This window comes from Jannaschia sp. L-14R, from assembly GCF_056857695.1.
This window is the reverse complement of sequence record NZ_JBSXNP010000008.1, coordinates 136,477-152,828: the sequence shown is the minus strand read 5'-3', so window position 1 is coordinate 152,828 and position 16,352 is coordinate 136,477. Positions and strand designations below refer to the sequence as shown.

Here is a 16,352-nt window from a genome sequence, read left to right as displayed (position 1 = left end):
TTCGTTCCGGCGTCAGCCGGGACTGGCAATACCGGACCGCTCCCGCGACCCAAAGTCTCGCCAATGTCCGCAAGGCATCCAGGCCAACGGGTCATGCGCAGGCTCGCGGTCTGTCTGCATCATCCGGGGCTCCGCTCTTTATGTGCTCAAACGATCCATCGGATCGCTTGCTGTCCCTGTGGGTCAGTTCAGCATTCAAACCTGCATGATCTCGGCTTGCTTGTCGTCCAGCGCCTGATCCACCTTCTTAATGTATGCGTCGGTCATATCCTGCACCTCCGACTCCCACATTTTAGCTTCGTCTTCGGCCAGCCCATCGGCCTTCTTGATCTTGTCCATACCGTCGCGGCGGATGTTCCGGATCGCGACGCGCGCGCCTTCGGCATATTGGCCGGCGACCTTGGTCAAGTCCTTGCGGCGCTCTTCGTTCAATTCAGGAATCGGCAGCATAATGATTGTGCCGTTGAGCTGCGGATTGATGCCCAAGCCACTCTCTCGGATGGCTTTTTCCACCTTGCTGACAAGCCCCTTGTCCCAGACGTTCACGGTGACCATGCGCGGCTCGGGGACGTTGACGGTGCCGACCTGGTTGATCGGCGTCGGGCTGCCGTAGGCATCGACCATCACCGGCTCCAGCATCGAAGCCGAGGCCCGGCCCGTCCGCAGGCTACCGAATTCGGTGCGCAGGTTGGCCAGCGTGCCGTCCATGCGACGGGTCATGTCAGCAGTGTCGAGGTCGAATTCTTCGGCCATTCCCAATTCTCCGTCAGGTTCGTCGTCGCCCGCTTTCATACGGCCCGCGAGAGTTCTTGTATAGATGCAGGGCGGGCCGGTCCTGCCGCGCTTATGCTTGGTTAGATATGGATAATTGTGGAAGGCTGTCGGCGACCTCAGCCCTCGACACGGGTATAGGTGCCTTTCCCCGCGAGAATTCCCCGGAAACCACCCGGCTCGTCCAGCGAAAAGACGATGATCGGAAGGCCGTTTTCACGCGCCAGGGCGATGGCCGACGCATCCATGACCTTCAGGTGCTTCTGCAACACTTCGTCATAGGTGATCGTCTCGTATCGCACGGCATCGGGGTGTTTTTCGGGATCCTTGTCATAGACACCATCGACCTTGGTGCCCTTGAAGATGGCGCCGCAGGACATCTCGGACGCGCGCAGCGTTGCCGCCGTGTCGGTCGTGAAATACGGATTGCCTGTTCCGGCGGCAAAGATCACGACCCGCTTTTTCTCCAGATGCCGCACAGCGCGGCGGCGAATATACGGTTCGCAGACCTGATCCATCGGAATGGCCGAAATGACCCGAGTATGGATACCAAGGCTTTCCATCGCGCCCTGCATTGCCAGCGCATTCATCACTGTGGCCAGCATGCCCATGTAATCGGCTGTCGTCCGCTCCATCCCCTGGGCACTGCCCTGAAGGCCGCGGAATATATTGCCGCCGCCGATCACCATGCAGATCTCGACGCCCATTTCATGGACAGATTGCACTTCGCGGGCGATGCGTTCGACGGTCGGGGGATGCAGACCGAAGCCTTGCGGCCCCATCAGCGCCTCGCCGGAAATCTTGAGCATTACACGCTTGAGGGGCTTTGCGCCTGCGGTCCCGGTGTCCTGGTCCTGCATCCTGGGCTCCCCTCGTGGCCGTTGCGGTGACGGGTATGCCGGATTAACCGGGAACGGGCAACCGCAACCGACAACATCCAGAATGACATGAAGAACGCGCCACAAGATGCTGCAATTTATAGATGATATACCCAAAGATCGTCCGGTCCTGATCGCTGGACCGACGGCATCTGGCAAGTCTTCGCTGGCGCTGGCGATCGCGCGGCGGGGCGGCGGGCGCATCGTGAATGCCGATGCGCTTCAGGTTTTTGCCGACTGGCGCAGCCTGACGGCCCGTCCTTCTCCCGAGGAGGAGACGCTGGCCCCGCACGCTCTGTATGGTCACATCGAATGGATGCGTGCCTATTCCGTGGGCGACTGGCTGCGCGACGTCACGCCATTGCTCGGCGGGATGCGTCCTATCGTGGTCGGCGGAACCGGCCTTTACTTTCGCGCCCTGACTGAAGGTCTGGCCGACATTCCCCCTACGCCCCCGGACGTCCGGACCGAGGCGCAGGCCCGGTTGGTCGACATCGGTCTGACCGCACTGGCTGCGGAGTTGTCGGACGACGTGCGCGTTGATCTGGACCTGTCTAATCCGATGCGTGTCATGCGAGCCTGGGAAGTGGCGCGGCACACTGGCCGGTCGATCCGCGACTGGCAGGCCGATACGCCGCCGCCTTTGGTGCCGCTGGCGAAGGCAGTGCCGCTGATGATCGACGCGCCGAAGGACTGGCTGACGCCCCGGATCGAACGCCGTTTCGATCTGATGCTGGACGACGGCGCGCTGGACGAGGCGCGCGCGGTTCTGCCGAACTGGGACCCCGGACTGAATGCCGCGCAGGCCATTGGCGCGCCGGAGCTGATCTCGTATCTGCGCGGCGAAATCGACCTTGCGACAGCCCGCGAACAAGCAATCATTGCCACCCGCCGTTATGCCAAGCGACAACGCACGTGGTTCCGTGCAAGGCGGGCAGGCTGGACGCTACTGGACGCAGAAGACATCTGACGACATTTTGTTTCTTTGACAGTCGTGTCCCGCCCGTGGTCCCCTAGGTTTCATGTCGCGCATCCGCCTCTTCGAATCGCGGGATCTGTCCGAGGCCGAGCGTCTGACAGGTCTGACGCTGGAAATGGTCACTGCGCTCAAGCGGCATGGCCGCTGGCGGCGCACCCTGCCCCATGTCGAACCCCTGCCCGTTCTGATCTGGATTCAGCGAGGCCAGGGTCGCATCACCGTTCTGGGACGCACCCGCGGGTTCGGACCGGCAACCGCCATCGCCCTGCCGCCGGGGACACCTTTCGCGCTAGTGCCGGGGACGATGACCGAAGGCACGCTGATCCGTATGCCCGCCCTGTTCGAGGCTCCGCTTCCTGACACACCGCGTCATCTGCGACTGTCGGATGTCGCGGTGCAGGGCGAGTTGTCCGGCCTGATCGACCGCTTGGGACGGCATGGCGACCTGGCAGATCCGCCCGCCGGGCGTTCGGCACTGGGTCGGGTGATCCTCTTGTCGGCGCTGGTCGAACGCGAGGCGCGGACGGTCGAGGCTCCGCCGACGCCCCGCCCCGCACAGCTTGCGGCGCGCTTTGCCCGCGCGGTCGAGGCGCATCTGGGCAGCTGCGTCACACTGGAGAATATCGGCGCGGAACTGGGCGTCACCGCGACCCATCTGACCCGCACCCTTCGCGAGACCGCGGGAATGACAGCGGCGGCCTATATGCAGGCGCGTCTGATGCACGAAGCGCGCCGCCGCCTGTCGGACACCGACGCGTCCGCGGCGATGATCGCGGCCGACCTGGGATTCAGCAGTCCTGCCTATTTCACGCGGGCCTTCCGGCGCGAGACCGGGCAGACGCCATCGGCCTTTCGCGCCGAGGCGCGGCGGGTCGCATCGATCTGATCGGAACCGATATAGGGTTGCCAGACGTTGTTACGCGTATTCCCTCCTCAGGAGACCCCTCGAATGTCCGATTCAAGCTGGACGATTCCGATCATGCGCACGGGCTATGCTGGACGCGGCATCACTTATCTGGCGGTTGCGGGCCTTTCGCTTTTCGCGATTTGGCGCGGCGGCGACGCGAAGGGCACCAGTTCCACCATGGAGGCGCTGTCAGGTTCGATCTGGGGGGTTCTGACGCTCTGGCTTATCGCGCTCGGTTTGGCGGCTTACATGATATGGCGGCTGGTGGATGCATGGAACGATCTGGAGGATTACGGGACTGACGCCAAGGGCATCGTGTCGCGCATCGGAATGGCCACGACCGGGTTGGTTCACGGAGCGCTGGCCGGATTGGCGGCCTTTGCTGCACTCGGCATCGAGGGAAGCGGCGGCGGCATTCCGGGCTTCGTCTCGGCAGTCCTGGGCTGGCCGGGTGGATGGCTGATCGTCGGCCTTGGCGGCCTTCTGACCTTTGGCGCAGGCGTCTATGAAATCCGCAAAGGCGTCAAGGCAAGCCACCGGAAACATCTGGCCGCAAATCCGTTCACCGAAAATTGGGACTGGGCCGTCCGGACAGGCGTTATCGCGCAGGGTGTGCTGATCGTGATCATCGGTGCATTCCTGGTGTTCGCCGCCTGGACGGGACAGGCCGAAGAAAGCGGCGGCGTCGAACGGGCATTCGATTTTCTTGAAAATCAGTCATTCGGTAATTTTCTGGTGATTGCGATCTGTATCGCTCTGATCGGGTTTGCTTTCTATTGCTTCGTCAACGCCGCTTATCGCGTTATCCCCAAGGCATCCGATCCCGACCTGAAGACCGTGGCGGCAAAGCTCCGCGCGATGGGCTGACGGGTGCGCTGACCACAGGACATCCGTAAAAAAGGCCGGGGCGCAAAATACGCCCCGGCCCGTGTCATCGGATCAGTGGTTTACTGGTTCCACGACTGAATCAGCTCGTCGTAGCTGACGGTGATAGGCTCTTCATCCTCGTTCTCCAGCTTCGGCTGCGGTGCGCCGGGCTGGGCGAACCAGTACTCCGCATCCCGCTCTTCGTTCAGGACCGGACCCAATTCACCCTGGACACCGGCACGCTCCAGACGCTCCAGCACGCGTTCCTGATCGGCGCAAAGGCTGTCGAGTGCTTCCTGTGGAGTTTTCGCACCGGACATCGCGTCGCCGATGTTCTGCCACCACAGCTGCGCCAGCTTGGGATAGTCAGGCACATTGGTTCCGGTCGGTGACCACTGCACGCGCGCGGGCGAGCGGTAGAATTCAACCAGACCGCCCAGCTTGTCGGCCCGCTCGGTGAAGGATTCGTCCTGAATCGTCGACTCGCGGATGAAGGTCAGGCCCACATGGGACTTCTTCACATCCACCGTCTTGGAGGTCACGAACTGGGCATAGAGCCAGGCGGCTTGCGCCCGATCCACCGGGGTGGATTTCATCAGCGTCCACGATCCGGCGTCCTGATAGCCGATCTTCTGTCCTTCCTGCCAGTAAACACCGTGCGGCGAGGGGGCCATGCGCCACTTGGGCGTGCCGTCCTCGTTCATCACGGGCAGGCCGGGCTTTACCGTGTCGGCGGTAAAGGCGGTGTACCAGAACATCTGCTGGGCGATGTTGCCCTGCGCCGGAATCGGACCGGCCTCGCCGAAGGTCATCCCCATGGCGGTCGGCGGCGAGTACTTGTTCAGCCACTCGATCGCCTTGGTTACGGCATAGACCGCAGCCGGGCCGTTGGTGTCGCCACCGCGCGCCACGCAAGAGCCGGTCGGCTGGTTGTTCTCGTTGACGCGAATACCCCATTCATCGACCGGCAGGCCGTTGGGTTCACCGACGTCTCCGGCACCGGCCATGGACATCCATGCATCGGTATAGCGCCAGCCAAGCGACGGGTCCTTCTTGCCATAATCCATGTTGCCGAAGACTTCGCCCTCGACGCCCAGACGGCTGAGATCACGACCGGTGAAGAACTCGGCGATGTCTTCATAGGCGGCCCAGTTTACCGGAACGCCCAGCTCATAGCCGTACTTCTCCTGGAAATCGGCCTTGTTCTGTTCGTCGTTGAACCAGTCGTACCGGAACCAGTAAAGGTTCGCGAACTGCTGTGTCGGAAGCTGATAGAGCTTGCCGTCGGGTCCGGTCGTGAAACTGGTACCGATAAAATCGTCGACGTCCAGCGTCGGCGACGTCACGTCGGCACCTTCGCCTGCCATCCAGTCGGTCAGATTGCGAACCTGTTGATAGCGCCAGTGGGTGCCGATCAGATCGCTGTCATTGACGTAGGCGTCATAGATGTTCTCGCCCGACTGCATTTGCGTCTGCAGCTTCTCAACGACATCGCCTTCGCCGATCAGGTCGTGGTTCACCTTGATGCCGGTGATTTCCTCGAAGGCCTTGGCCAGCACCTGCGACTCGTACTCGTGCGTGGTGATGGTTTCCGAGACAACGTTGATCTCCATGCCCTGATAGGGCTCGGCCGCGTCGATGAACCATTGCATCTCGGCTTCCTGCTCTTCGCGGGTCAGTGTCGACAGATCGCCGATCTCCGCATCGAGGAAGGCCTGCGCGGCTTCCATGTCGGCAAAGGCGGGTGCTGCGAACAGCGCCAGGGCCAGTACCGAGGTTGTTGTAAGGGTCTTGTTCATGTGTTCCTCCCTGAACGTGTGAACGATGGAAACGGGCCGTCAGACCCAGCGGAAGACCGCTGCGGCATAGACGGCACAGACGACCAGCGCGCCCCATTGGGGCAGACCGCTGAGACCGAGCCAGGCCAGATTGATGAAGGCCGAACCCAGAAGCGTGATGAACAATCTGTCACCACGTGTCGTTGCGATCCGGAGGATGCCGGTGCGAGGCGTCTCCGGGAATTTGATGGCGAGCACCGTGAAGGTCAGCAGGATGCCCGCAATGATGATGAAGAAGGTTGCGGTGGGCCAGGTCCAGGCCATCCAGTCAAGCATGGGGAGCCTCCTTGCCACTACGAACATTCACGTGCACAGGCACTGAAAAGGAAATGCGGTTCGCCTTAGTTCGCTCCACTTCACCACCAGCCTCGGCAATCTGCATAACTCGCAAGCCACTCTTTGCAGATGCATCCGTTGTCACATCTGCCTCGAATGAAATCGGCCTTTCGGTCCAGATTGATTTTCCTTCGATACTTGCTGGAGCGACCGCAGAGTCTTCGTTCTCCGCAGCACGAACGCCTTCCAGAATTTCCTGGGTCGAAGTTTGGATGAAATCTCTGAGTTCCATCATACCCTCCCCAGGGCAAAGCCCTTGGCGATGTAGTTGCGCACGAAATAGATCACCAACGCCCCCGGCACGATGGTCAGGACACCCGCCGCCGCCAGCACGCCCCAGTCGACGCCCGACGCGCCGACCGTGCGGGTCATCGTCGCGGCGATGGGCTTGGCATCGACCGACGTCAGCGTCCGCGACAGCAGCAGCTCCACCCAGGAAAACATGAACGAGAAGAACGCGGCCACGCCGATGCCCGAGGCGATCAGCGGTGTAAATATCTTCACGAAGAAGGTCGGGAAGGAATAGCCGTCGATATAGGCCGTCTCGTCGATTTCTTTCGGGACGCCGCGCATGAACCCTTCCAGAATCCAGACTGCCAAAGGCACGTTGAACAGCGTGTGCGCTAGCGCCACTGCGATATGGGTGTCGAATAACCCGATGGAGGAATAGAGCTGGAAGAACGGCAGCGCGAATACCGCAGGCGGTGCCATCCGGTTGGTCAGCAGCCAGAAGAACAGGTGCTTGTCGCCCATGAAGCTGTAACGGCTGAAGGCATAGGCCGCAGGCAGTGCCACCGCGAGGCTGAGCACCGTGTTCATCACCACGTAGATGATCGAGTTGACGTAGCCCATGTACCAACTGGGGTCGGTCAGGATCGTCTCGTAATTCTCGAGGGTGAAATTGCGCGGCCAGAGCGAGAACGCGCCCAGAATTTCCGAGTTTGTCTTCAGGCTCATGTTCAGCAGCCAATAAATCGGCAGCATCAGGAACAACAGGTAAAGTCCCATTACGATAAGCGATCCGGAGGGTCGGAAGCGGCGCGAGCGCGTCCGCGATCCGGTCATGGTCATCGACTTTGCCGTCACGTCGCCCGGCAGGGGGGCGGCGCCGGGGGCTGCGGTATCGGACATCATTTGCCCTCCCGTGCATCAAGGGTCGTCATGACCGTATAGAACACCCACGAGATCAGCATGATCACGAGGAAATACATCAGGCTGAACGCCGCTGCCGGTCCAAGATCGAACTGACCCAGCGCCATCTTCACAAGGTCGATGGACAGGAATGTCGTGGCATTGCCGGGGCCACCGCCTGTAACGACGAAAGGCTCGGTATAGATCATGAAACTGTCCATGAAGCGCAGCAGGATCGCGATCATCAGAACGCCCGCCATCTTGGGCAGTTCGATATATCGGAACACGGCCCAGCGGCTGGCCTGATCGATCTTGGCGGCCTGATAATAAGCATCCGGAATTGATCTCAGACCTGCATAGGCCAGCAGCGCGACCAGCGAAGTCCAGTGCCAGACATCCATCACGATGACCGTCATCCAGGCGTCGAGCGTGTTCTGCGTATAGTTGTAGTCGATGCCGATCGCGTCGAGCGCATAGCCCAGCAGGCCAATGTCGACACGCCCGAAAATCTGCCAGATGGTGCCGACCACGTTCCACGGGATCAGGAGCGGAAGCGACATGGTGACAAGGCAGAACGATGCCCAGAAGCCACCCTTGGGCATGTTGAGCGCCACGAAAATGCCCAGTGGCACCTCGATGGCCAGGATGATCGCCGAGAACATCAGCTGACGGCCAAGAGCGTTCCACATCCGGTCGCTGGACAACATATCCTCGAACCAGCTGAGGCCCGCCCAGAAGAACTGGTTGTTTCCGAAGGTGTCCTGCACCGAATAATTCACCACTGTCATCAGGGGGATGACGGCGGAAAAGGCGACCAGCACCAGCACCGGAAGCACCAGGAACCATGCCTTTTGGTTGACGGTCTTGTTCATGCCCTGCCCTCCACACGCCAGTCGTCGGCGTAGACATTCACTCCTTCGGGAGCGAACGAGATGTGATCGATATCCGCCGGGATGGTATCCCCCTCGCCCGCTATGGCGCTGACGGGGCGCCCTTCGACGTCCAGCCGGACGATCTTGTGACGGCCGACATCCTCGACCCGGCGAATGCGTGCGGGGATACCCTCGCCGCCCGATTGCAGGCGGATGAATTCGGGCCGCACACCAATCTGCGTCTTGCCCTGCGCCGTGTAGGATTGCCCCAGATCGACCGATGTGTCGCCGACGCGGGCGGTGCGTCCGTCGATCTGCGCGTCGAACAGGTTCATGCCCGGCGAGCCGATGAAATAGCCGACGAAGGTATGCGCGGGCCGTTCGAACAATTCCTGCGGCGTGCCGATCTGGACGACGCGGCCATCATACATGACGACGACCTTGTCCGCGAAGGTCAGCGCCTCGGTCTGATCGTGCGTCACGTAAATCATCGTGTGCCCGAAATCGTTGTGCAGCTTTTTTAACTGGGTTCGAAGTTCCCACTTCATATGCGGATCGATCACGGTCAGCGGTTCGTCAAAAAGCAGTGCGTTCACGTCCTCGCGGACCATCCCGCGCCCCAGCGAAATCTTCTGCTTGGCGTCCGCCGTCAGGCCGCGTGCCTTGCGGTCGAGACGATCCTCCATGTCGATCATCGAGGCGACCTTCTGGACCCGGCGTGTGATTTCGGCCGTATCCATGCCCCGGTTCTTGAGCGGGAAGGCTAGGTTTTCACGCACTGTCATCGTGTCGTAGACTACGGGGAACTGGAACACCTGCGCGATGTTACGGTCCGCCGTGGGTGCGGTGGTTACGTCCACACCGTCGAACAGCACCCGGCCCTGCGACGGGATCAACAGGCCCGAGATGATGTTCAGAAGCGTGGACTTGCCGCAGCCCGACGCGCCCAGCAAAGCATAGGCCTCGCCGTCAGCCCAGTCGTGGTTCAACTCCTTCAGGGCGAAGTCATCCTCGGACCTGGGTTTCGGCAGATAGGAATGCGCGAGATTGTCGAGTGTGATCTTGGCCATCTACGCAGCCTCCGCATAGGGGGCAGTGGCGGCCAGACGGCCGTCTTCGGAAAACAGGTAAACGCGCGACAGGTCCAGATAAACCGGCAGGTCCTGTCCGGCCCGCAGCTGGCGCACACCGTGGATCAATCCGACCCATCGATCGCCCGCGTGTTCAAGGTGGACGAAGGTTTCCGACCCCGTGATCTCGGTCACGGTCAGCCTGGTGTCGAAGCGGACAGCACCAGGAGTCTCCTCCAGCGTCAGGTGATTTGGCCGGAACCCGGCCATATATGTTCCGTCGGGCATGTTGGCCGCCGACCGCGGCACCGGCAGGCTGCCACCCTTGGCGAAGGTCATCATGTCGCCCTGCTTTTTCAGCGTGAGGAAGTTCATCGGCGGGTCCGAAAACACCCGCGCCGTCGTCGCGTCGGCAGGTTGGCGATAGACCTGCGCGGTCGGACCGAACTGTGTTACGCGGCCTTCCCAGAGCGTGGCGCAATGACCGCCCAGCAACAGCGCCTCCTCGGGTTCGGTCGTCGCATAGACGAAGATCGAGCCGGATTCCTCGAAGATGCGCGGGATCTCGGCGCGCAATTCTTCACGCAGTTTGTAATCGAGGTTGGCCAACGGCTCGTCCAGAAGGACCAGTCCGGCATTCTTGACCAGTGCCCGCGCCAGGGCACAGCGCTGTTGCTGACCGCCCGACAATTCCAGCGGTTTGCGGTTCAGCATCGGGGTCAGCTGCATCAGATCCGCCGTTGCACGGACGCGGCGGTCGATCTCGGCCTTGTCCAGCCCCAGCAATTTCATCGGCGAAGCGATGTTCTCGTAGACGGTCATCGAGGGGTAGTTGATGAACTGCTGATAGACCATCGCCACCTTTCGGTCCTGAACCCGCTGACCCGTCACGTCTTCTCCATTCCACAAGACGCGCCCCCGGGTCGGCTGATCCAGTCCCGCCATCAGACGCATCAGCGATGTCTTGCCGGACAGGGTCGGACCCAACAGGACATTCATCGTTCCCTTTTCCAGCGTCAGGGACGTCGTGTGAATGTGGGTCTGCGCGCCGACGGTATGCGTCACGCCGTCCAGTTCAAGTGCCACGAGCCTCTCCTCTCTGCCGCTGAGCGGCTACAACGCGGGGCGATCGCGCGTCGGTCAGATATTTATCAAGCGTTGTCACAGCATCCGCGGACATCCGCAGCCCCAGCTTCGACCGGCGCCACAAGATGTCTTCGGATGTGCGCGCGAACTCCCGTGTCATGAGCCAGTCAATTTCGGCTTCCGTCAAGGTTGCACCGAAATCCTGACCCAGATCATTTGCGGTCCGCGCGTCGCCCAGCATCAGAGGCGCGTCCGTGCCATAGGCCCGGATCAGACGCTGCGCCCAAGGCAATGTCAGAAACGGATAATCGCGCCGCAAACCGGAGATCATCGCATCGACGCCGTCGACGGCGAAGTTGCCGCCCGGCATCGGCGACCCGGCGGTCCATGGGCCGGGGAGGTCGGCGAACTGCGTGCCGATCTTGTCGAGTGCGCTTTCCGCCAGCCGTCGATAAGTGGTGATCTTGCCGCCGAAGACGTTCAGCACGGGCGCACCGGCGCTGGTGTCGACCTTCAACGTGTAATCCCGCGTTGCCGCCGACGCGGAGGACGCGCCGTCGTCATGCAGCGGGCGGACACCGGAGTAGGTCCAGACAATATCGTCGGTCGAGATCGGCGTTTTGAGATACCCGTTCACGAAATCGATCATATACCGCTGCTCCTCGGGAGTGCAGAACGGCGTATGATCAGGGGTGTCGTGATCCTGATCGGTTGTTCCGATCAGGGTGAAATCGGTCTCGTAGGGGATGGCGAACATGATCCGCCCGTCAGTCCCCTGAAAGAAATAGCATTTGTCATGATCGAACAGTCGCTTGGTCACGATATGGCTGCCCCGGACCAGCCGCACGCCATCCTTGCTCCTGGATCTGATCGTGTTGCGGATCAGGTCGCCGACCCAGGCACCCGCTGAATTGACGATCATTTTCGCCCTCACAACACGCGTCTCGCCAGTCTCGCTGTCTTCCAGCGTGACGTTCCATTGCCCGTCCTGCTGATCGGCGGATACGACCTTGGTACGGGTCAGGATCGTCGCGCCCCGCGCCTCGGCGTCACGCGCGTTGAGGACGACAAGGCGCGCATCCTCGACCCAGCAGTCTGAATATTCGAATGCCGTGGCAAAACGATCGTCGAGTGGCGCGCCTTCAGGACCGGACGTCAGGTCAAGCGTTCTGGTCGGGGGCAGGATGTCCCGGCCTCCCATGTGGTCATACAGGAACAGGCCCAGCCGGATCAGCCATGCGGGTCGTCGTCCGCGCATCCACGGCATCACGACGTTCAGAAGGCGAGACGTCGGAGTGTCGCTCTCGAACCGCATATCCTTGTGATATGGAAGAACAAAGCGCATCGGCCAGCTGATATGCGGCATGGCGCGCAGCAGGATTTCGCGTTCAATCAGGCTTTCGCGGACCAGCCGGAACTCGAAATACTCAAGATACCGCAGCCCGCCGTGGAACAGCTTGGTCGACGCGGAGGATGTGCCGGAGGCGAGATCGGACATTTCGGCCAGAGTGACGGACAGGCCCCGACCGGCTGCATCACGCGCGATACCGCAGCCGTTGATGCCGCCGCCGATCACGAGCAAGTCGCAGGTATCCTCCTCATGTGCCACTCTAGGATCCTCCCAAATCCTCGTTTGCGCTAGTCTATCTAACCAAACATCCTCAAAAGGAACAGGATAATTTTCGTTTATGTTCGTTTTTTCCCAATGCACTGATATTATGCGAATCTCCGGACCGACTAGTCGTGGGTCCCCCGAGCATCAGCCAAGAGTATACTCTCTTACCCTCCGGACAGCGCGACTTTCAGTCAAAGACCGTTGACAGCAGACCGAATGATCGCGTGACGTCGCAGCACATTGGAACCGGACCATGACACAGACCATTCGCTATCCTGAAATCCTCGAAATCGCGCGCCGCGACGGCAAGGTCACGGTCGAGCATCTGTCCGAACATTTCGGCGTCACGTTACAGACGATTCGCCGGGATCTGGCCGATCTGGCCGAAGCCGGGCGGCTGGAACGGGTACATGGCGGCGCGGTCCTGCCCTCGGGCACCGTCAACATCGGCTACGAGGAGCGCCGACGCCTGAACGCTCGCGGCAAGATCGCCATGGCGCGGGCCTGCGCCGCACAGATCCCCGAAGATTGCGCCGTATTCCTGAACATCGGAACCAGCACCGAGGCGGTCGCGGCCGAGTTGATGCACCACCGCAACCTGCTGGTCGTGACCAACAACATGAACGTCGCCAACATCCTGTCGCAGAATCCCGATTGCAAGGTCATTGTAACCGGCGGGACGCTGCGCCAGTCCGATGGCGGGTTGATCGGAGACATCACCACGGCAGCAATCCGGCAGTTCAAGTTCGATATCGGCGTCATCGGGTGCAGCGCGATCGACACAGACGGCGATATCCTGGACTTCGACGTGCAGGAGGTCGGGGTCAGTCAGGCAATCCTGAACCGTTCGCATCGCAAGATGCTGGTCGCCGACCACAGCAAGTTTCAGCGCACTGCCCCGGCGCGCATCGCGTCGCTGGGTGACATCGACGTATTCTTCACCGACCACCCGGTGTCTCGCGATCTGGCGGATCAATGCGAAGCCTGGGCCACGCAGGTGGTTGTGGAACGGTCAGAAGGATAACTCCTTCCAGCCATATGGTGCCACAACAGGCAGTTGCTGCATTGCTTTCAGCCAAACAGGTTGCTGATGAGTGTTATTTCCTGACCAAGGCAGAAGCGTAAAAATCTTGGGCCGGAGGCAAGCCTGAACACCCGACCGCAACTCAGGGCAATGTCGCCTCGCAGGTGATTTCCGCGTCACCCATGGTCGCTATCAGTCTCACCTGCATCGTGGCCTCGGGGGTGCCACCGAAGGCACCCTGCCACAGAGCCATCGACTTGCCCGCTTCGAGGACCTGCACCGTACCGCGATTGGTGGCCCGAGACCGCGATGCGCCGCTTTCGACGGTAATCTCGATGGCATAGGTCAGTTGGCCGACATCGGGCGGAGTGATTTCGGCGGTCACCTCATACCGTCCGTTCGCGCCGTCGATCAAGAGACGGCAGGGCTCGGGCGCAGCGGCATCGAGGGCCAGTACCAGGACCAACGGCAGAAGGGGTTCGGGCAGCATGAAGTCCTCTCGTTCATCGACAAGACCCCTTCCGGGAAAACCGGAAGGCTGCGCCAAGTCTATGCCATTTCCGGATTTCGAACCAGCCCGACCCGGCAGTCCAGCCGAATTGCACTGCTTTGCGTGGGGTGACAGGATGGAACGTCCGAACAGGACGTCAGAACAAGGGACGCCGACATGCCCGATGGATCATCTTTGCATCCAGTCCACGCCCGGCCCGGTGGGTGCAGGGTCACCCCGGTCCGACGCCCGGCATGACCCGGCCCGCGCCTGCCATCCTGATCCTTGCCGCCGGGGCGTCCACCCGGATGCGCGGGGCCGACAAGCTCTTGGAAGAAGTGGACGGCACGCCGCTGATCCTGCGCGCGACCCGTGCGGCCTGCGCGGTCAGCGACCGTGTGATCGTGGCGCTGCCTCCCGCTTCGCCCCGGCGCGCATGGCTGGGCGACAGCCCGGCGCAGATTGTCGAAGTCGCGGATCGCGCGATGTCGGCCTCCATCCGCGCGGGCGTAGCCGCCTGTAACTCCGGGGGGCTTCTGATCCATCTGGCCGACATGCCGGACATCGACGCCATGACACTCACCCGCCTCTCGACCGCATGGCAGGCCTCCGACGCTGCTATCCTGCGCGCGACGGATGCGGATGGCACACCGGGGCAGCCGGTCGTATTCGCCTCCGAGCTGTTCCCGGAACTGCTGGCATTGACGGGAGATACCGGCGCGCGGAACATCATCGCCCGTTATCGCGGGGCAACCTGCGCCCTGCCCGGTCGCGCGGCAACGACCGACCTGGACACACCCGAGGCCTGGGCAGAATGGCGTGCGGGCCGCGGCTGACCAGCCTGCATCACGGGCATCGCTGACCTGCATGGCATTCAGGCTTCGAACCGCCCCCGTAGCCGATCCGTCGATCCGAAGAAGCCGGATATTGGCGCAGACAGGGGCGACGCCGGTATTGAATTGACCCGAGGACAAAGCTCGGCGCAAACTCGGACTGACTGCAACATCCGGAGAGCGCTCATGTATCGACCCAATCTCACCCTTGTCGCCGGCGCCTGTGTTGCCGCCGCCATCGGAACTGTAGCCATAGCGGCTTCCCATACAGTTCCTCCCTCGGTCAAAGGTCGTCAGGGCGCGATGCAGGTCATCTCTCTGCACACCGGCCTTCTTGGCGAAATGGCACGCGGCAACTCCGACTACGACGCCGGGGTGGCGCAGACCGCCGCCGACAACCTTGTGGCGGTGTCGAACCTGAACCTGTCGACGCTGTTTCCCGAAGGAACCGACAACGGGGCCCTGACCGACACGATCGCCCTGCCCGCCATCTGGTCGGACCCTGCCGGGTTCCAGACCGCGTGGGAAGGCTTCGGCACGGCTGCCGCCAACCTTCAGGCCGTCGCGGGCGACGGGCTGGACCCGATGAGGGCCGCCATGGGCGATCTGGGCAAATCCTGCGGTGCCTGCCACGATACGTATCGCGCCAAGAACTGACCCGTGCGCCGGGCGCTGATCGGTGTTCTCATTCTGGGAGGGCTGGGCCTTGCCGCGGGCCTCTGGCTCACGCGCGCCCAGGCCCTGACCGAGGGTGACCTGGCCGGTCTGACCGGCGATGCGACACAGGGCGAAATGGTGTTCTACGCCGGTGGCTGCGCGTCCTGCCACGCAGCCAAGGACGCGGAGGGCGAGGCCCGGCTGATCCTGTCAGGAGGTATCGGTTTCGTATCCGACTTCGGCACCTTCCGCGCGCCCAATATCTCGATGGATCCCGATCAGGGGATCGGTGCATGGACGTTCGCGCAATTCGCCAGCGCCGTGCAGCGCGGCGTATCGCCCGAGGGCACGCACTACTATCCGGTCTTCCCATATTCCGCTTATGCCCTGGCCCAGCCTCAGGATATCGCCGATCTTTGGGCATTCTGGCAGACACTGCCCGCGTCGGATACCGAAAGCCTGCCGCACGACCTCGGCTTCCCCTTCTCCATCCGCCGGGGCGTCGGGCTTTGGAAGCTGCTCTATGTGCCGGACGGTTTCACCATGCCCGCCGATACCGAGCCCCTGATCCGCGGCCGTTACCTCGTCGAGGCCCTGGGCCATTGCGCAGAATGCCATACGCCCCGTGACGCCCTGGGTGGGCTGGACCGCAGCCGCTGGATGGCAGGCGCGCCAAACCCATCGGGATTGGGCCGCATACCGGGCATCACGCCCGCCACACTCGACTGGTCCGAAACCGAAATAACGCAGTTCCTGGCCGACGGCTTCACACCCGAGTTCGACGTCGCGGCAGGTCAGATGGCCCTGGCGATCCTGAACCTTGCCCAGCTGCCTGAAAGTGACCGCGCCGCCATCGCGGCCTATCTCAAGGCCCTGCCCGCTGTGGAGGAGCAAAACGCCGAACCCGGATAATTCGCGGGAATATCTTCGGTCTCCCTTAATGGCTGGCATGCCACAAAGGAGACGAGATTTTACGGATTGGGGTTAAGGTGCTTCAG

At 61.9% G+C, this 16,352-nt stretch carries 18 protein-coding genes; 7 read left to right on the top strand and 11 right to left on the bottom strand.

The window, feature by feature from the left end; genetic code table 11:
• Nucleotides 1-195: 195 nt before the first annotated feature.
• Nucleotides 196-753, bottom strand: coding sequence for a ribosome recycling factor (gene frr, locus AC13C2_RS03580; protein WP_092764759.1), 558 nt, complete (start codon nt 751-753; stop codon nt 196-198).
• A gap of 137 nt (nt 754-890) precedes the next feature.
• Complete coding sequence (gene pyrH / locus AC13C2_RS03575; RefSeq protein WP_092764684.1) at nt 891-1,631, bottom strand: UMP kinase; 741 nt, start codon at nt 1,629-1,631, stop codon at nt 891-893.
• A gap of 106 nt (nt 1,632-1,737) precedes the next feature.
• Here pyrH and miaA point away from each other — a divergent pair, with 106 nt between their 5' ends.
• The 3 genes from miaA to AC13C2_RS03560 all read left to right on the top strand — a co-directional run bounded on the left by miaA (nt 1,738) and on the right by AC13C2_RS03560 (nt 4,402).
• On the top strand, nt 1,738-2,619 hold the full coding sequence (miaA, locus tag AC13C2_RS03570) for a tRNA (adenosine(37)-N6)-dimethylallyltransferase MiaA (protein ID WP_482885958.1): 882 nt from the start codon (nt 1,738-1,740) through the stop codon (nt 2,617-2,619).
• Between the two features lie 52 nt (nt 2,620-2,671).
• Complete coding sequence (locus tag AC13C2_RS03565) at nt 2,672-3,514, top strand: helix-turn-helix transcriptional regulator (protein WP_482885957.1); 843 nt, start codon at nt 2,672-2,674, stop codon at nt 3,512-3,514.
• Between the two features lie 63 nt (nt 3,515-3,577).
• A complete protein-coding gene (locus tag AC13C2_RS03560) occupies nt 3,578-4,402 on the top strand; it encodes a DUF1206 domain-containing protein (protein WP_339645030.1) in 825 nt (274 codons plus the stop codon).
• An 80-nt stretch (nt 4,403-4,482) separates the two neighbouring features.
• Here the strand turns inward: AC13C2_RS03560 and AC13C2_RS03555 are convergent, their stop codons facing one another.
• From AC13C2_RS03555 to glpD, 8 genes are read right to left on the bottom strand one after another with little or no spacing between them, the layout of a single operon-like run.
• Nucleotides 4,483-6,201 carry an ABC transporter substrate-binding protein gene (locus AC13C2_RS03555; RefSeq protein WP_339645032.1) on the bottom strand — a complete coding sequence of 573 codons (1,719 nt, stop codon included), beginning with the start codon at nt 6,199-6,201 and terminating at the stop codon, nt 4,483-4,485.
• 39 nt (nt 6,202-6,240) lie between these two features.
• Nucleotides 6,241-6,516: a DUF2160 domain-containing protein gene (locus AC13C2_RS03550; protein WP_092764673.1), complete on the bottom strand. Its 276-nt coding sequence runs from the start codon at nt 6,514-6,516 to the stop codon at nt 6,241-6,243.
• On the bottom strand, nt 6,509-6,808 hold the full coding sequence (locus AC13C2_RS03545; RefSeq protein WP_139204728.1) for a hypothetical protein: 300 nt from the start codon (nt 6,806-6,808) through the stop codon (nt 6,509-6,511). The genes AC13C2_RS03550 and AC13C2_RS03545 overlap by 8 nt, the downstream gene beginning before the upstream one ends.
• A complete protein-coding gene (locus AC13C2_RS03540; RefSeq protein ID WP_092764757.1) occupies nt 6,808-7,647 on the bottom strand; it encodes a carbohydrate ABC transporter permease in 840 nt (279 codons plus the stop codon). Before AC13C2_RS03540 ends, AC13C2_RS03545 begins: the two co-directional genes overlap by 1 nt.
• A 59-nt stretch (nt 7,648-7,706) precedes the next feature.
• A complete protein-coding gene (locus AC13C2_RS03535) occupies nt 7,707-8,579 on the bottom strand; it encodes a carbohydrate ABC transporter permease (protein WP_092764671.1) in 873 nt (290 codons plus the stop codon).
• Complete coding sequence (locus AC13C2_RS03530) at nt 8,576-9,649, bottom strand: ABC transporter ATP-binding protein (RefSeq protein WP_092764669.1); 1,074 nt, start codon at nt 9,647-9,649, stop codon at nt 8,576-8,578. The genes AC13C2_RS03535 and AC13C2_RS03530 overlap by 4 nt, the downstream gene beginning before the upstream one ends.
• Nucleotides 9,650-10,735: an ABC transporter ATP-binding protein gene (locus AC13C2_RS03525; RefSeq protein ID WP_092764667.1), complete on the bottom strand. Its 1,086-nt coding sequence runs from the start codon at nt 10,733-10,735 to the stop codon at nt 9,650-9,652.
• Nucleotides 10,725-12,344, bottom strand: coding sequence for a glycerol-3-phosphate dehydrogenase (gene glpD / locus AC13C2_RS03520; protein WP_482885956.1), 1,620 nt, complete (start codon nt 12,342-12,344; stop codon nt 10,725-10,727). The genes AC13C2_RS03525 and glpD overlap by 11 nt, the downstream gene beginning before the upstream one ends.
• A gap of 259 nt (nt 12,345-12,603) precedes the next feature.
• Here glpD and AC13C2_RS03515 point away from each other — a divergent pair, with 259 nt between their 5' ends.
• The gene (locus AC13C2_RS03515) at nt 12,604-13,374 is read left to right on the top strand and encodes a DeoR/GlpR family DNA-binding transcription regulator (protein WP_424338218.1); all 771 of its coding nucleotides are present in this window, start codon (nt 12,604-12,606) and stop codon (nt 13,372-13,374) included.
• Nucleotides 13,375-13,516: 142 nt separating this feature from the next.
• Here AC13C2_RS03515 and csgH read toward each other — a convergent pair whose 3' ends face one another.
• The gene (gene csgH / locus AC13C2_RS03510; RefSeq protein ID WP_339645056.1) at nt 13,517-13,864 is read right to left on the bottom strand and encodes a curli-like amyloid fiber formation chaperone CsgH; all 348 of its coding nucleotides are present in this window, start codon (nt 13,862-13,864) and stop codon (nt 13,517-13,519) included.
• Between the two features lie 254 nt (nt 13,865-14,118).
• On the opposite strand from csgH, the gene AC13C2_RS03505 reads away from it, so the two are divergent.
• The 3 genes from AC13C2_RS03505 to AC13C2_RS03495 all read left to right on the top strand — a co-directional run bounded on the left by AC13C2_RS03505 (nt 14,119) and on the right by AC13C2_RS03495 (nt 16,266).
• Nucleotides 14,119-14,700: a nucleotidyltransferase family protein gene (locus tag AC13C2_RS03505; protein WP_482885955.1), complete on the top strand. Its 582-nt coding sequence runs from the start codon at nt 14,119-14,121 to the stop codon at nt 14,698-14,700.
• Nucleotides 14,701-14,883: 183 nt separating this feature from the next.
• Entirely contained in the window at nt 14,884-15,354 is a 471-nt protein-coding gene (locus tag AC13C2_RS03500) for a c-type cytochrome (protein WP_092764657.1), read from the top strand.
• Between the two features lie 3 nt (nt 15,355-15,357).
• On the top strand, nt 15,358-16,266 hold the full coding sequence (locus tag AC13C2_RS03495) for a c-type cytochrome (RefSeq protein WP_482885954.1): 909 nt from the start codon (nt 15,358-15,360) through the stop codon (nt 16,264-16,266).
• Nucleotides 16,267-16,352: the final 86 nt, after the last annotated feature.

Coding starts and splice junctions, on each gene's coding strand:
- AC13C2_RS03500 (WP_092764657.1), top strand. CDS start 14,884: ATGTATCGACCCAATCTCACCCTTGTCGCCGGCGCCTGTGTTGCCGCC.
- AC13C2_RS03530 (WP_092764669.1), bottom strand. CDS start 9,649: ATGGCCAAGATCACACTCGACAATCTCGCGCATTCCTATCTGCCGAAA.
- AC13C2_RS03515 (WP_424338218.1), top strand. CDS start 12,604: ATGACACAGACCATTCGCTATCCTGAAATCCTCGAAATCGCGCGCCGC.
- AC13C2_RS03565 (WP_482885957.1), top strand. CDS start 2,672: ATGTCGCGCATCCGCCTCTTCGAATCGCGGGATCTGTCCGAGGCCGAG.
- frr (WP_092764759.1), bottom strand. CDS start 753: ATGGCCGAAGAATTCGACCTCGACACTGCTGACATGACCCGTCGCATG.
- AC13C2_RS03540 (WP_092764757.1), bottom strand. CDS start 7,647: ATGACCATGACCGGATCGCGGACGCGCTCGCGCCGCTTCCGACCCTCC.
- AC13C2_RS03550 (WP_092764673.1), bottom strand. CDS start 6,516: ATGCTTGACTGGATGGCCTGGACCTGGCCCACCGCAACCTTCTTCATC.
- AC13C2_RS03555 (WP_339645032.1), bottom strand. CDS start 6,201: ATGAACAAGACCCTTACAACAACCTCGGTACTGGCCCTGGCGCTGTTC.
- AC13C2_RS03535 (WP_092764671.1), bottom strand. CDS start 8,579: ATGAACAAGACCGTCAACCAAAAGGCATGGTTCCTGGTGCTTCCGGTG.
- AC13C2_RS03505 (WP_482885955.1), top strand. CDS start 14,119: ATGACCCGGCCCGCGCCTGCCATCCTGATCCTTGCCGCCGGGGCGTCC.
- miaA (WP_482885958.1), top strand. CDS start 1,738: ATGCTGCAATTTATAGATGATATACCCAAAGATCGTCCGGTCCTGATC.
- csgH (WP_339645056.1), bottom strand. CDS start 13,864: ATGCTGCCCGAACCCCTTCTGCCGTTGGTCCTGGTACTGGCCCTCGAT.
- AC13C2_RS03545 (WP_139204728.1), bottom strand. CDS start 6,808: ATGGAACTCAGAGATTTCATCCAAACTTCGACCCAGGAAATTCTGGAA.
- pyrH (WP_092764684.1), bottom strand. CDS start 1,631: ATGCAGGACCAGGACACCGGGACCGCAGGCGCAAAGCCCCTCAAGCGT.
- AC13C2_RS03560 (WP_339645030.1), top strand. CDS start 3,578: ATGTCCGATTCAAGCTGGACGATTCCGATCATGCGCACGGGCTATGCT.